This is a genomic window from Dermabacter jinjuensis (genome assembly GCF_902381725.1).
Taxonomy (GTDB): Bacteria; Actinomycetota; Actinomycetes; order Actinomycetales; family Dermabacteraceae; genus Dermabacter; species Dermabacter hominis.
The window spans coordinates 1,223,828-1,237,531 of the sequence record NZ_LR698963.1 but is presented as its reverse complement, the minus strand read 5'-3'; the positions used below and the strand labels follow the sequence as shown (position 1 = coordinate 1,237,531).

At 63.8% G+C, this 13,704-nt stretch carries 14 protein-coding genes and 1 tRNA gene; 4 read left to right on the top strand and 11 right to left on the bottom strand.

Annotated features, from left to right (window positions below; all coding sequences use genetic code 11):
* Positions 1-29 precede the first annotated feature (29 nt).
* The 5 genes from rplA to FXY94_RS05335 all read right to left on the bottom strand — a co-directional run bounded on the left by rplA (position 30) and on the right by FXY94_RS05335 (position 2,468).
* Positions 30-749 carry a 50S ribosomal protein L1 gene (rplA, locus tag FXY94_RS05355; RefSeq protein ID WP_016664001.1) on the bottom strand — a complete coding sequence of 240 codons (720 nt, stop codon included), beginning with the start codon at positions 747-749 and terminating at the stop codon, positions 30-32.
* A gap of 5 nt (positions 750-754) precedes the next feature.
* The gene (rplK, locus tag FXY94_RS05350) at positions 755-1,186 is read right to left on the bottom strand and encodes a 50S ribosomal protein L11 (protein WP_016664000.1); all 432 of its coding nucleotides are present in this window, start codon (positions 1,184-1,186) and stop codon (positions 755-757) included.
* 81 nt (positions 1,187-1,267) lie between these two features.
* Entirely contained in the window at positions 1,268-2,032 is a 765-nt protein-coding gene (nusG, locus tag FXY94_RS05345; RefSeq protein WP_016663999.1) for a transcription termination/antitermination protein NusG, read from the bottom strand.
* Between the two features lie 28 nt (positions 2,033-2,060).
* Complete coding sequence (secE, locus tag FXY94_RS05340) at positions 2,061-2,324, bottom strand: preprotein translocase subunit SecE (protein ID WP_016663998.1); 264 nt, start codon at positions 2,322-2,324, stop codon at positions 2,061-2,063.
* Between the two features lie 71 nt (positions 2,325-2,395).
* A tRNA-Trp gene (locus FXY94_RS05335) sits at positions 2,396-2,468 on the bottom strand.
* A 206-nt stretch (positions 2,469-2,674) separates the two neighbouring features.
* Between FXY94_RS05335 and FXY94_RS05330 the strand changes: the two genes are divergently transcribed.
* Complete coding sequence (locus FXY94_RS05330) at positions 2,675-3,898, top strand: pyridoxal phosphate-dependent aminotransferase (protein ID WP_016663997.1); 1,224 nt, start codon at positions 2,675-2,677, stop codon at positions 3,896-3,898.
* A 2-nt stretch (positions 3,899-3,900) separates the two neighbouring features.
* Positions 3,901-4,947 (top strand): adenosine deaminase, encoded by a 1,047-nt coding sequence (locus FXY94_RS05325; protein ID WP_016663996.1) that lies wholly within the window; start codon positions 3,901-3,903, stop codon positions 4,945-4,947.
* 7 nt (positions 4,948-4,954) lie between these two features.
* Here the strand turns inward: FXY94_RS05325 and galK are convergent, their stop codons facing one another.
* Together galK and FXY94_RS05315 are read right to left on the bottom strand one after the other, a co-directional pair.
* On the bottom strand, positions 4,955-6,154 hold the full coding sequence (galK, locus tag FXY94_RS05320) for a galactokinase (RefSeq protein WP_016663995.1): 1,200 nt from the start codon (positions 6,152-6,154) through the stop codon (positions 4,955-4,957).
* Positions 6,155-6,163: 9 nt separating this feature from the next.
* Positions 6,164-7,726: a threonine/serine exporter family protein gene (locus tag FXY94_RS05315; protein ID WP_051120633.1), complete on the bottom strand. Its 1,563-nt coding sequence runs from the start codon at positions 7,724-7,726 to the stop codon at positions 6,164-6,166.
* Positions 7,727-7,776: 50 nt separating this feature from the next.
* On the opposite strand from FXY94_RS05315, the gene FXY94_RS05310 reads away from it, so the two are divergent.
* The gene (locus tag FXY94_RS05310) at positions 7,777-8,424 is read left to right on the top strand and encodes a carbonic anhydrase (RefSeq protein WP_016663993.1); all 648 of its coding nucleotides are present in this window, start codon (positions 7,777-7,779) and stop codon (positions 8,422-8,424) included.
* A gap of 8 nt (positions 8,425-8,432) precedes the next feature.
* Here the strand turns inward: FXY94_RS05310 and FXY94_RS05305 are convergent, their stop codons facing one another.
* Positions 8,433-8,720, bottom strand: coding sequence for a DUF3017 domain-containing protein (locus FXY94_RS05305; protein ID WP_034372174.1), 288 nt, complete (start codon positions 8,718-8,720; stop codon positions 8,433-8,435).
* A 103-nt stretch (positions 8,721-8,823) separates the two neighbouring features.
* On the opposite strand from FXY94_RS05305, the gene FXY94_RS05300 reads away from it, so the two are divergent.
* Positions 8,824-10,290, top strand: coding sequence for an aspartate ammonia-lyase (locus FXY94_RS05300; protein WP_070435469.1), 1,467 nt, complete (start codon positions 8,824-8,826; stop codon positions 10,288-10,290).
* A gap of 24 nt (positions 10,291-10,314) precedes the next feature.
* Here FXY94_RS05300 and ppk2 read toward each other — a convergent pair whose 3' ends face one another.
* The 3 genes from ppk2 to purN form a co-directional block, all read right to left on the bottom strand.
* A complete protein-coding gene (ppk2, locus tag FXY94_RS05295) occupies positions 10,315-11,265 on the bottom strand; it encodes a polyphosphate kinase 2 (protein WP_051120632.1) in 951 nt (316 codons plus the stop codon).
* 137 nt (positions 11,266-11,402) lie between these two features.
* The gene (purH, locus tag FXY94_RS05290) at positions 11,403-12,983 is read right to left on the bottom strand and encodes a bifunctional phosphoribosylaminoimidazolecarboxamide formyltransferase/IMP cyclohydrolase (protein WP_016663989.1); all 1,581 of its coding nucleotides are present in this window, start codon (positions 12,981-12,983) and stop codon (positions 11,403-11,405) included.
* 94 nt (positions 12,984-13,077) lie between these two features.
* Complete coding sequence (gene purN / locus FXY94_RS05285; protein ID WP_016663988.1) at positions 13,078-13,653, bottom strand: phosphoribosylglycinamide formyltransferase; 576 nt, start codon at positions 13,651-13,653, stop codon at positions 13,078-13,080.
* Positions 13,654-13,704: the final 51 nt, after the last annotated feature.

Here is a 13,704-nt window from a genome sequence, read left to right as displayed (position 1 = left end):
TATGCTGTGCTCTCCGAGAGCTTCGAGACTCAGGCCTCGTCGGTCTCCTCGGTGAGGTTGCGCGTACGGTTCACGTCGATCGGAACACCGGGACCGAAGGTCGTGGACATCGTGACCTTCGAGATGTAGCGGCCCTTCGAGCTCGCCGGCTTGAGGCGCAGGATCTCCTCGAGAGCTGCAACGTAGTTCTCCACGAGCTGCTTCTCGGTGAACGAGGCCTTGCCGATGATGAAGTGAAGGTTGGCAGCACGGTCAACGCGGAAGTCGATCTTGCCGCCCTTGATGTCGCTGACAGCCTTCGCGGTGTCCATCGTGACGGTGCCGGTCTTGGGATTCGGCATGAGGCCACGGGGACCGAGCACGCGGCCAAGGCGGCCCACCTTACCCATGAGGTTCGGGGTTGCCACGGCGGTGTCGAAGTCGGTCCAGCCGCCTGCAACCTTCTCGATGAGGTCGTCGTCGCCGACCTCGTCGGCGCCTGCGGCGCGTGCTGCTTCGGCCTGGGGGCCGGTCGCGAACACGATGACGCGGGCGGTCTTACCGGTGCCGTGCGGGAGGTTGACGGTGCCGCGCACCATCTGGTCCGCCTTGCGGGGGTCAACGCTCAGGCGCATGGCGACCTCAACGGTCGAGTCGGTCTTCTTGGAGCCGGACTTCTTGACGATGCGCACGGCATCGAGGGGCGCGTAGTGGCGGCCTTCCTCAATAAGTGCGGCGGCGTCCTGGAATGCCTTTGATTTCTTTGCCATTTGGATCAGCCCTCCACCGTGATGCCCATGGAACGCGCGGTTCCAGCCACGATCTTCGCGGCGGCGTCAATATCGTTTGCGTTGAGATCGGGCATCTTGGTCTGCGCGATCTCCTTGACCTGCTCCATGGTCACCTTGCCCACCTTCTGGGTGTGGGGCACGGGTGAGCCCTTGTCAAGGCCGGCGGCCTTGAGGAGGAGGCGTGCAGCGGGCGGAGTCTTGGTGATGAACGTGAACGAGCGATCCTCGTACACGGTGATCTCAACCGGGACGATGTTGCCGCGCTGGCTTTCGGTGGCGGCGTTGTAGGCCTTGGTGAACTCAACGATGTTCACACCGGCGGCACCGAGTGCCGGGCCGATCGGCGGGGCAGGCGTCGCCTGTCCAGCCTGGATCTGGAGCTTGATAATGCTCGCGACCTTTTTCTTGGGAGCCATTGCTCTTCCTTCTTGTCGTGGTTCGGGCGGATGCCGTTCGGCACCCTCCCACTACGGTCCCGCGAGTGCGGGCGGGCGTTTTCAGATCTTGGCGACCTGCTCGAAGCCCAACTCGAGCGGGGTCTCGCGGCCGAAGATCGACACGAGAACCCGAAGTTTCTGGTTGGTGTTGTCGATGTCCGCGATCGTGGCGGGCATCGTTTCGAAGGGGCCGTCCATGACGGTGACGGACTCGCCCACCTCGAACGCCGGGATGGCCTTTTCCTTGGCCTTGGAAGAAGAGGACTTCTTCTTCTCGGGGAGGTTGACCGACGGCGCCAACAGAGAGTAAATCTCATCGAACGAGAGAGGTACAGGATCGGTGCTGTTTCCCACAAACCCGGTCACGCCCGGGGTGTCACGCACCACGCGCCACGAAGCTTCGGTGAGATCCATGCGCACGTACACGTAACCGGGAATGCGCACGCGGCGCACGATCTTCTTTTGACCGTTCTTGACCTCGGTCGCATCCTCCATGGGCACCTCGACCTGGAAGATGTAATCCTCCATGTCCTGGGTTTCGGTGCGCGTGAGCAGCTGGGTCTTCACACGGTTTTCGTGACCCGAGTAGGAGTGGATGACGTACCACTCGCCGGGTGCGGAACGCAGGTGACGCTTGAGGGCCACAACCGGATCCTCAACCGCGCTCTCCGAGTTTTCGTCGAGAACGACGGGGGCCTCTACGCCCTCGATTTCCTCCGCTGGCGCTGCGTTTTCGGGAGCTTCGCCGCTCTCGGGGGCGTCGGCCACTTCCGGGGTGGTGTCGAGGGCCTCGTTTGCGAGGTCGTCGTGCATATCTTCTGCCACGAGTATCGTTTCCTTACTCTCGAAAATCTCAGTGCGCCGTGAACAGTGCGCGCGTGAGCGAGCCGAACACGAAGTCCATGCCGAACACGAGAAGGATCATGAACACGACGAACGCGACAACCGCAATCGTGTAGGTGACCATTTCGCGACCGGTCGGCGTGACAACCTTGCGCAGTTCCGTGAAAACCTGCTGGAGGAAGACCCAGCACGCCTTGAAGGGGTTCTTCGTGCCGATGGTCGACTCTTGCTCGAAGTCGCCACGAGTGGGGTCGGTCTCGGGGTGAACGCTCATCGTTTTCCTTCTCCATCTCGACGTCGGCAACGTGTCGATCGGGCGCTGGGGATTACCGCTTAAAGAAAAAGCAGGGCAGACAGGACTCGAACCTGCAACCTACGGTTTTGGAGACCGTTGCGCTACCAATTGCGCCACTGCCCTGTGCTTCACGAGCACTGCCCGAGGAGCGAAGCCCTCAAAAAGGGCCAGATACGATCATAGGGCAATTGAACGCCGCGGTCTAGTCATGAGGGCCCTTATCGCGATTGTGTGACGCACTCGGCTTGAATCAGGCGCTAGCGTCCTTTGCGGGCGCATGACGCACGGGTTTCACGCGACGCTCTGCTTTTTCTGACAAGATCGAATCCATGAGCTTCGATGACTCCACCTCCACACCGCACGAACGGCGCCTTTCTGCGCGCCTCATATCGATCGCTGAGTCGGCCACTCTCGCCGTTGACGCGAAGGCGAAGGCTCTCGCCGCACAAGGAGAAGACGTCATAGGCTTCGGCGCTGGCGAGCCAGATTTCCCCACGCCCGAGCACATCGTCGAGGCTGCGATCGCCGCCGCTCGCGATCCAAAGAATCACCGCTACTCCCCCGCGACCGGCCTTCCAGAGCTCAAGGAGGCGATCGCGCACCAGACCTATGAGAGCGACCGCGTTCGCGTCGATGCCTCACGCATCATCGTCACCAACGGCGGGAAGCAGGCTGTATACGAAGCACTCGCAGCGCTCCTCGATCCGGGCGATGAAGCCATCCTGCCAGCGCCCTATTGGACAACGTATCCGGAGGCAGTTCGGCTTGCGGGCGGAGTTCCCGTCGCCGTACGCACGGGCGCTGACCAGGGCTATATCCCCTCGATCGAGCAGCTCGAGGCCGCCCGCACGCCGCGTTCGAAGGTCGTGCTGCTGTGTTCACCGTCGAACCCTACGGGGGCGGTCATGAGCCGCGCTCAGGTGGAAGAGTTCGGGCGTTGGGCACTCGAGAACGATCTGTGGGTGCTCTCCGATGAGATTTACCAGAACCTTGTCTATGACGGCGCGACGTTCCATTCGATCCTTGACGTGGTGCCCGAGCTCGAGGATCGCACGATCCTCGTCAACGGCGTCGCCAAGACATTCGCCATGACCGGCTGGCGCGTTGGCTGGTTGATCGCTCCGCCGGACATCGCCCAGGGCGTTGCGCGGCTCCAAAGCCACCTGACCTCGAACGTCAACAACGTTGCCCAGCGCGCCGCCATCGCCGCGCTGACGGGCCCCACCGAACCGCTCGACACAATGCGTGAGGCGTTCGATCGGCGACGCCGCACAATGGTCGACATGCTCAGCGAGATCGAAGGTCTCACGCTGCCGACTCCTCGCGGGGCGTTCTACGCCTTCCCAGATGTCACGGGCCTTCTGGGGCGCGAGATCGACGGTACGTGCGTCACCACGTCGGCCGAACTCGCCGCACTCATCCTCGAGCGCGCGAAGGTCGCACTCGTGCCCGGGGAGGCTTTCGATGCGCCGGGTCACCTCCGCCTCAGCTATGCACTTTCCGACGCCGACCTGGCGAAGGGCGTTGCTCGACTTCAGAAGGTGCTCGGCTAGCCATGGCAACCGTCGGAAATCCACACCCCAATCGCGAAGGCAAGCGAGACCTGCGCGCGCTGCCCAAGGCTCACCTGCACCTGCACTTCACGGGCTCGATGCGCCGCGACACGTTGCAGGAGCTCGCGGCCGCACAGAAGTTGCGGTTGCCGCGCACGCTCACGGAACAGACCGCGCTCAAGGTCGAGCCGAGCGCGCGTGGCTGGTTCCGTTTCCAGCGTTTCTACGACGCCGCACGCACCGTCGTCAACAGCGAGACGATTATGCGCCGCCTCCTTCGCGAGGCCGCCGAGGATGATCTCGCCGAGGGCTCCGTACGGCTCGAGCTGCAAATTGATCCCACGAGTTACGCACCGTTCGTGGGCGGCATTACCCCCGCAATCGAGATCATCGTGGACGAAGCCCGCGCGATCGAGCGCGACCTCGGAATCTCCATGGGGATCATCGTCGCGGCGAGCCGCATGCGCCACCCGCTCGATGCCCGCATCCTCGCCCGCCTTGCCGTCAAGCATGCGGGCACCGTGATCGGATTCGGGCTGTCCAACGACGAGCGGCGCGGGGATACGAGTGCGTTCGCGGGCGCGTTCAGAATTGCCCACAACGGAGGCCTCGCCGCGATGCCCCACGGCGGCGAACTCCTCGGCCCGCCGCATATCCACGAGGTCGTCGAGGCATTGAGGCCCACGCGCCTCGGCCACGGCGTGCGCGCGATCGAGGATCCTCGGCTCCTCGACACACTCGTGGAGCGCGACATTGCCCTTGAAGTGTGCCCGGCCTCAAATGTTTCACTCGGCGTGTATGGCGATATCGGCGATGTGCCCGTACCGCAGCTCGCACGCTCCGGTGCCACGATCGCCCTCGGCGCGGACGACCCGCTCCTGTTCGGTTCGCGCCTTCTCGCCCAATACGAAGCCGTGCGCGCAATGGGCATGAGCGATCGAGAAATCGCCGATCTCGCCGCCGGATCGATCCGCGCCTCGCGCATGAGCGACGCGCACAAGGTAGCGCAGCTTGAACGCGTGCGCGAGTGGTACGAAGGCGCGGCTTGAGCGCGTCTTAGCGGTCTCGGCCGGCGCCGCGACTCGGCGTTGCGAGGAAGAACGCCGGGGCGGCGAACGAATGCTCGGCGAATGCGTGTGCCACCGCGCCCGCGACGGCCTCCACCCTGTCCGCATCGACGAGAGCGATCACGCTACCGCCAAAGCCGCCGCCGGTCATACGCGCGCCGTGCGCCCCCGCTGCGCGCGCCGCATCGACGGCGACGTCGAGCTCGGGAACGGTGACCTCATAATCATCTCGAAGCGAATCGTGCGAGGCGTTGAGCAGCCGGGCAATCGTGTCGAGGTTGTCGCGGATAGAGCCCGCCTCGAGCGCCGCGGCAAATTCGCGCACGCGCTCGATCTCGTGAATGATGTGGCGACTGCGCTTTTGCACGACGGGATCGGTGAGGCCCTCGCACGCGTCTAAAGCCTCCTCGAACGGCACGTCACGAAGACTGTCCACGCCGAGCGCTCGGGCCCCCGCCTCCGCTTGCGCCCTGCGCTGCGCGTACTCGCCACCCACGAGGCTGTGAGGAGCCCGCGTGTCGATAATGAGCAGCTCGAGGCCCTGTCCCGCGAGATCCCACGGGACAGACGTCGTCGAAAAGTCCCGGCAATCGAGAACGATGGCGTGTCCCTCCTCGCACAGGATTGAGGCCGACTGATCGAGCCCGCCGGTTGCCGCACCAGCGAACTGCGTTTCCGCCTTGATCGCCGCGCGAATACGGTCGTGGGGAGTAGTTCCGAGTTCGCACAGCTCATCGATCGCGGCCGCGACCGCGCATTCGAGAGCTGCGCTCGAACTGAGGCCGGCGCCGAGGGGAACGTAGCCATCGATCAAGAGATCGAAACCGCACGGTGTTTCGTCTTCGAAGTGTTCCGCGAGCGCCCACACGACCCCCGCGACGTAGGAAGCCCAACCTTCGACGGCCCCCGGGGCGAGAGTCGCAACGGGCACCTCAACCGTCTCGCCGGACTGCACGGACCGCATCCGCACGACGCCCGCGTCAGTGCGGCGTGCCGCGACGAAGCAGCGATGCGAGATCGCCATTGGGACGCACAGCCCCTGCTGATAATCGACGTGCTCGCCGATGATGTTCACCCGGCCGGGCGCAGAAAACACGCCTTCCGGATCGCCGCCAAAGGCCTCGCGAAACTCGCGAGCAGCCTTGTCGATTGCCTCAACGTCACGGGGAGCAGCATGTAGTTCAGTCATGCCTCAAGTCTAGAGGTGCTCGACGCCATTCGCGTCCTCATCTGCGCTCTCGTCGGAGCGGATGGCCGGCATCCCGACGTCTTCGGGGTCCATTTCGACAATCTCGAATCCTGATTCGCGCGCTTCCGGCTGAAGGTTGTCGAAATCCTCGCGCCACTCCGGGCCGGCCTCAAGATCGATCGTGGGGTCAAGTTCACCGGGATCGAGGTGAACGACTGGAATCGCGGTGGTGAGAGCGCCGGGCTTTCGACGACGCCTGAAGGTCACCATGCGGCGGCGCCGATTGGTGCTAAACGGCTGTGAAATTGCAGGCACGCGCACGCGCCCGCTCGCCAGGAGTGTCACCGCACGGCTCGCCACGAGCTCACCGAGGATCACGCCCGCCGAGATCGCAATGGCGATCTCACACGCAAGCAAGAGATAGCCGGCACCCGTATTGCTCCCGTCGCTCAGTCCCAGAAGGCCTCGATAAATAACCGAGCCCGGCACCATCGTGATGATCGCGGGGGCGATGAGGATGTTCACGTATGCCTTTGCATATTGCGAAATGGCGACCGCGAACACGCCCGTGAAGAACGCGGTAATGCCGGTAGCCCACGCCCGCTCGAGACCCGCGACCTCGATGAGGAACGATGCCGTAGCCGTGAAACCCGGCAGGAGCGTCACCCAGTGCAAAAGGCGCGGCGGGACCTGAAAACCTACGGCGAAACCGAGCCCGATGAACGCTCCCGCGATCGCCACGAGGAGCGTCGAAATCAGGGTGGCCGGAATCGTCGACGTGATCGAGATGTCCGCGCCGACCCACTCGGCGATGAGCATGCCGCCACGAATACCGATGACAGCGCCCACGGTCAGCATGAACGTCTCAAGCACTCGCCCCGCGGCAGTCACGTACCATCCCGTGATCGCATCCTGCATCGCCCCGACCGACGTCGAGCCCGCAAGCACCATGACGAGACACGCGACAACGACGAGTGACGAATTCGCCGTCGGGTCCAGCCAGTTCACGACGAGGGAAATGAGCACCACGATGAATCCCCCAGCGATTTGCGCATAGAACACGGGAAGTCGCAGCTTGTCGAACAGAATGTAGACCTGCCACAACACGCCCGCCGCGAAAGCCGCAAAAGCTGTCACGAGAATCCCCGCGCCGAAGAACATCGCGCACGCGCCGCCCATGAGCACCCACGCGAGAGTGGTCACGATCGGGCCGTAATACCGCTTCATTGAGCGCACGCGATCAACCGCGAGGAGCGCCTCGTGAAGATCCATCTCGCCCTTCACGTATTTTGTGGTGATCTCGTCGACGCGGTCGAGCTTCGTAAAATCGTACGTGTAGCCGCCCGCGGTGCTGATGCGCGTGAACGGTGCCGACTGCGTGTCCGGGTAGTAGGAGACCGACACTTCCGTAAGAGTCGTCTGCACCGACACATTTCGAATGCCGGAGGAGGCCGTCACGCGTAGCATTGTCGCGGTCACGTCGGCCGCCGCGGCACCGTTGGAAATCATGACCTCGCCAATGCGCATGGCGAGTTCGAATACCTGGTGCAGACGGGTCAGGGAAGTGCTCACACTCATATCGTGGCACAGGCTCGCAGGCCGCGCACGGAAAGGATCAGCGAATGACACACACCTCGATCGACGCTCGCGCTGCACTCGCACGCCTGCGCGAAGGCAACGCTCGATTTGCGAGCGGAACGACCCGTCACCCGAATAGCGACGAGGATCGACGCCTCGACCTTTCCTCGGGGCAAGCACCGTTCGCGGCGATCCTCGCGTGCGCCGATTCACGCGTCCCGCCCGAGATTGTGTTCGACTGCGGGCTCGGCGATCTATTTGTTGTGCGTTCGGCTGGACAGATGGTGGAAAACGCCGTCCTAGCCTCGCTGGAATTCGCGGTGCATAAGCTCGCTGTTCCGCTGATCCTCGTCCTCGGCCACGACAACTGCGGGGCTGTCGCCGCGGCCGAGTCCCTCATGGAAGAGCGCGCCAGCGGGACGTCACTAGCCCTCCTCCCGGGACACCTCAACGCGCTTGCCGAGCAGATTTCGCGGCGTTTGGGGTCCGACGCTTGCCAAGCGGCCGTCGGAAACCCTCCCCTTTCCGGGGCAGACGCACCCAGGGACTCCGCTGCCGTGAATGCCGCCGCGGCGAAAGCGGAAGTGTGCGCGCGTTCCCCGCTCATACGCGCGGCGCACGAGTCGGGCGAGCTCGCGCTTGCCCATGCGATGTACACCCTCGATACGGGGCGCGTCGATTTCGGCGACTAATCCACCGCTCAGAGACCGGGGCTCGAGGAAAGCGCACAAACGAGAACGGCGAGGATGAGAATCGTCGCGACATCGATCGACCGGCGCCTCACCACGAGCGCTCCGAGAGCATCCACGGGCAGGATGAGCCGCACCACGGCGAGAGCAAACAGCAACGCCGAGAGCGCGTATCCGGCGGTCGGGACAGAAAAAAAGACCCCGATCGGTAGCACCACGAAAAAGACAATGCCCAGCGTCACCAGCAAAAGTCGCTGGCGGTGCACGGCGGCGCCGAAGGAATAGGGCGATCGATTCACACAACCATCGTAGCCCGACGTGGTTACGCTAGTGGGGTCGCACCCCGTGCAACGCAACGAGGCACTACCGCTACCAACCCACCACAAGGACGTGAACCACAATATGACCGCCGTGCGCATCGAGCATGACCTCCTCGGAGACCGCGAGGTACCAGCCGACGCCCTCTACGGGGTCCAAACCCTCAGGGCGCTCGAGAACTTTCGCATTTCCGATTTCCGCCTGAACCACTTCCCCTCGCTCGTCACGGCACTCGCGTATGTCAAGCACGCGGCGGCCCGCACCAACCAGCGACTCGGCGGCCTCGAAAAGACCAAGGCCGATGCAATCGCCCAGGCTTGCACCGAGATCGAAAACGGAGAGCATCACGAGCACTTCGTCGTCGACCTCATCCAGGGCGGCGCGGGCACGAGCACCAACATGAACGCCAACGAGGTCATCGCAAATCGCGGCCTCGAAATCCTCGGGCACGAGCGGGGCGAGTACGAATACCTCCACCCGAACAACGACGTGAACTTTGGGCAGTCCACCAACGACGTCTACCCGACGGCGGTGCGCCTCGCGATCCTCTTGAGCTTCCCCGATCTTGCCGACGCGATGCAGGGCCTAATCGAGGCGCTGCGCGCCAAGGGCGACGAGTTCGAGCACGTCCTCAAAATGGGGCGCACGCAAATGCAGGACGCTGTCCCGATGACCGTGGGGCAGGAGTTCCACGCGTGGGCGACGACCGTGAGCGAGGACGTCGAGCGTCTCACGCGAACCGCCCGATTCTTCCGGGAAATCAACATGGGTGCGACCGCGATCGGCACGGGCATTACGACCGACCCGAAGTATGCCTCGCTCGTCGTTGAGGAGCTCACGCGGATCACGGGAACAGAGTTCACCCTCGCCGCCGACCTCGTGGAGGCCACGAGCGACACGGGCGCGTTCGTCACCTTTTCGGGCGTGCTCAAGCGGATCGCGGTCAAAGTCTCGAAGATCTGCAACGACCTGCGTCTGCTCTCCTCCGGCCCCCGCGCAGGTTTCAATGAGATCGACCTTCCCGCGGTCCAGCCGGGCAGCTCCATCATGCCGGGCAAGGTCAATCCCGTGATCCCGGAGGTCGTCAATCAAGTGGCCTTCCAGGTGATCGGAAACGACCTCACGGTCACGCTCGCCGCTGAAAGCGGACAGCTTCAGCTCAATGCCTTCGAGCCGGTGATCGCCTACAACATCCTCACTTCAACCCGCATCATGACCCGAGCAATGCGCACACTGACGACGCGCTGCATCGAGGGCATCACCGTGAACGAGGACGTTCTCGCGGGCAACCTCGAGCGCTCGATCGGGATTGTCACGGCGCTCGTGCCCGTAATCGGCTACTCGGCGTCCTCGGAAATTGCCTCGCAGGCCCTCCACACGGGCAAGTCGGTGCGCGATATCGTACTCGAGCGCGGCCTCGTGAGCGAGGGGCACCTCGATGAGATCCTGACGCCGGCTCGCATGACCCAGCCGTACAGGGCAACCGCAACGGGGGCGATCCCCGCGCTCGACAGTTCTGACCCGATCGCCCAGGACGACCTCGAGCTCTAGCTCGGGCCGCCCCCGCTTAGCGGGCTATTCGTCGGCCTCTTCGTTCTTGCCGCGCATCACGAGCAGCGGATCGGGCGTGCCGACGACCTCGTGGTCCTTCCCCTCGTATTCAAACTGCGAGAGGAAGTACTTCATCGCGTTGATGCGAGCGCGCTTCTTGTCGTTCGAGCGGATGATCGTCCACGGCGCATACTTCTTGTCGGTGCGGCGGAACATTTCTTCCTTTGCCGCACCGTACGCTTCCCAGCGGTCGAGCGATTCGAGGTCCATGGGCGAAAGCTTCCATTGGCGGACCGGATCGAGCTGGCGGATCGCGAAGCGGGTGCGCTGCTCCTTTTGCGAAACCGAGAACCAGAACTTCGTGACGTGGATACCAGAGTCGACGAGCATGCGCTCGAAGTGCGGCACCTGGTTCATGAAGGTTTCGTACTCCTCATCGCTCGCGAAGCCCATGACGCGCTCGACACCGGCACGGTTGTACCACGAGCGGTCGAACAGCACCATCTCGCCTTCGGTCGGCAGATGCTCGACGTAGCGCTGGAAGTACCACTGGCCCTTCTCTCGCTCGGTCGGCTTGTTGAGGGCGACGACGCGCGCCATGCGCGGGTTGAGGTGTTCGGTGAAGCGCTTGATCGTACCGCCCTTACCGGCAGCATCGCGCCCCTCAAAAATGATGATCGCTTTCTTCTTCGCGTCCTCGAGCCAGTACTGGAGCTTGAGCAGCTCGACCTGAAGGAAATACTTCTCGCGCTCGTACTCGTCGCGCTCCATGCGTGTCTCGTAGGGGTAGCCCTCCTGCCACGTGTACACGGGGTTGCCATGCGGGTCGATCAGGTCAGGATCGGGCGAGTGGCCATCGGCAACGGTATAGCCGAGTTCGCGAAGGTGCTCGATAAATTCGCGAAGGTTGCTGCTGTGCGGCAGTTCGCCGTTGAGATCGAGTTCGGGCACGGGGGCTTTCTTGCCTTTTTTCATCGCTCGTCTTTCGCTCGTGGGGGCGGGGATTGGGGTCTCAGGGCTGGGATCGACTGGCGCCGGGGCGGGGTCGATGGAAGGTTCCGACGGCTGCTCTGCTTCGGTGCGCTTGCCAAAAATCCGCGCGATAAAGGCGATCAGTGCGCGAAGTGGCGAGTTCCCGTCATGTACATGGTGATTCCCGCGCTCTTGCATGCCTCGATCACCTCCTTATCGCGGATCGACCCTCCGGGCTGCACGATGGCGCTCACGCCCGCGTCGATGAGTTGTTCAGGGCCGTCAGCGAAGGGGAAGAAAGCGTCGGAAGCCGCCACCGCACCGCGTGCGCGCTCCTCGCCCTCGCCGCCGAGGGTGTTGGCGCGCTCCACCGCAAGGCGGCACGCGTCAACGCGGTTCACCTGACCCATGCCTACGCCCACGGCCGCGCCATCTTTCGCGAGCAGGATCGCGTTAGAACGGGGGGCCCGCACGGCGCGCCACGCGAAGGCGAGGTCGGCGAGGGTTGCGGCCGAGGCCGGCTCACCGCACACGAGCTCCCAGTTCGCGGGGTCGTCGCCCGGTGCCTGGTAGCGGTCGGGCTCCTGGTAGAGCACGCCGCCCCAAATCTCGCGGCCGTCGAGGGTGGAATCAGTGCGGGGCGCACCGGAGATCTCGAGGATGCGCAGGTTTTTCTTCGCTTTGAGAGCGTCGAGTGCGCCGTCCTCGTAGCCGGGGGCGACGATGACCTCGGTGAAGACCTCGCTGACGCGCTGTGCCATGTCGAGGCTCACGGGGCGGTTCGCGGCGATCACGCCACCGAAGGCGGATACCGGGTCGGTTGCGTGGGCCTTCGTGTAGGCATCGGCGATGTCGGCATCTTCGGAGGCGATGGCAATGCCGCACGGGTTGTTGTGCTTGATGATCGCGACGCACGGCTCGGGGTGGTCGAAGGCAGCGCGCAGCGCGGCATCGGCATCGACATAGTTGTTGTAGCTCATCGCCTTGCCGCCAAGCGGTTCCGCCTCGGCGAGGGTCGTCGAATCCTCGAACAGCGAACGGCTCGAATCAAGGAAGGCCTTCTGATGCGAGTTTTCGCCGTAGCGAAGCGGCGTGAGGTCCTCGTCTTCAGGATCGACGCCGAGGGCTTCGTCGGCACGGTCCGCCATCCACTCCTCGATAGCGGCGTCGTATTCGGCGATGCGCGAGAAGGCGTCTGCGGCCAGAACGAGGCGTTCTTCGCGTGTGAAGCCACCGTCGGCGACGGCTCCTTCGACCAGGTCGTACTGTTCGATGCTTGTCACCACGGCGCACGTGGAGAAGTTCTTTGCGGCACTGCGCACCATTGCGGGGCCGCCAATGTCGATCTTTTCGACGATGTCGTCGAACGATGCGCCGCTCGCGACGGTGTCCTCGAAGGGATAGAGGTTGCACACGAGCAGGTCGATCGGGGCGATCGCATGCTCCTCGAGCGCGGCGACGTGCGAAGGCTTGTTGCGGTCGGCGAGAAGACCACCGTGGATCTTCGGGTGGAGGGTTTTCACGCGGCCGTCGAGAATTTCGGGAAAGCCCGTCACGTTCTCCACGGCCGTCACGGGGATTCCTGCCTCGGCGATCGCCTTCGCGGTGGAGCCGGTCGAAACGATCTCGACGCCGTTCGCATGGAGACCGGTCGCGAGCTCGATGAGACCAGTCTTGTCGTATACAGAGACCAGGGCGCGCGTGACGGCACGCTTGGACATGCGGGGCTCCTTCGTCGTGGTGTGATTGGGCGATTTGCCCTTTAAACCTATCGCGTTCGCGTGAACGCGATGTGACGTTGAGCTGTCGCGGCGTTTATTCGTTGCGGGCTCGGCGGGCGATGACGTCCACGAGCATCTCGCGTTCGATGACCTTGATCCGCTCGTGAAGCTCTTCTTCGCTTTCACCCGGCCGAATGGTGAGGGCACGCTGATCGATGATTGCGCCGGTATCGACCCCTTCATCGACGTCGATGACCGTCGCACCCGTCACCTTCACGCCGTAGTTGAGGGCGTCGCGCACCCCGTGGGCGCCCGGGAAAGCGGGAAGGAGCGCCGGGTGAGTGTTGATGATGCGCCCCCGGAAGGCTTCGAGCATGGGGGCTCCGAGCAGACGCATGAACCCCGCGAGCACGACGAGGTCGGGGGCGTAATGTGCGGTGCAGTCGACGAGTGCGCGGTTCCAGTCCTCGCGCGTGGAGTAATCGGCGAGCGGAACAACGTGCGCGGGAATCCCGCGATCGCGCGCGAAGCTCAACCCGGGGGCGTCGACGTCGGCGATGACGGCGGCGACCTTCACGCCAGCAAGCGCCCCTTTCTCGATTGCTTCAAGGATCGCTCGAAGATTGCTCCCCGTTCCGGAAATGAACACGACGCACGTGAAATCGTTCATGTCTTAACAGTAGCGGGGCCCGTGCCTGGGGCGCGTGTAGGTTTCGGTAGG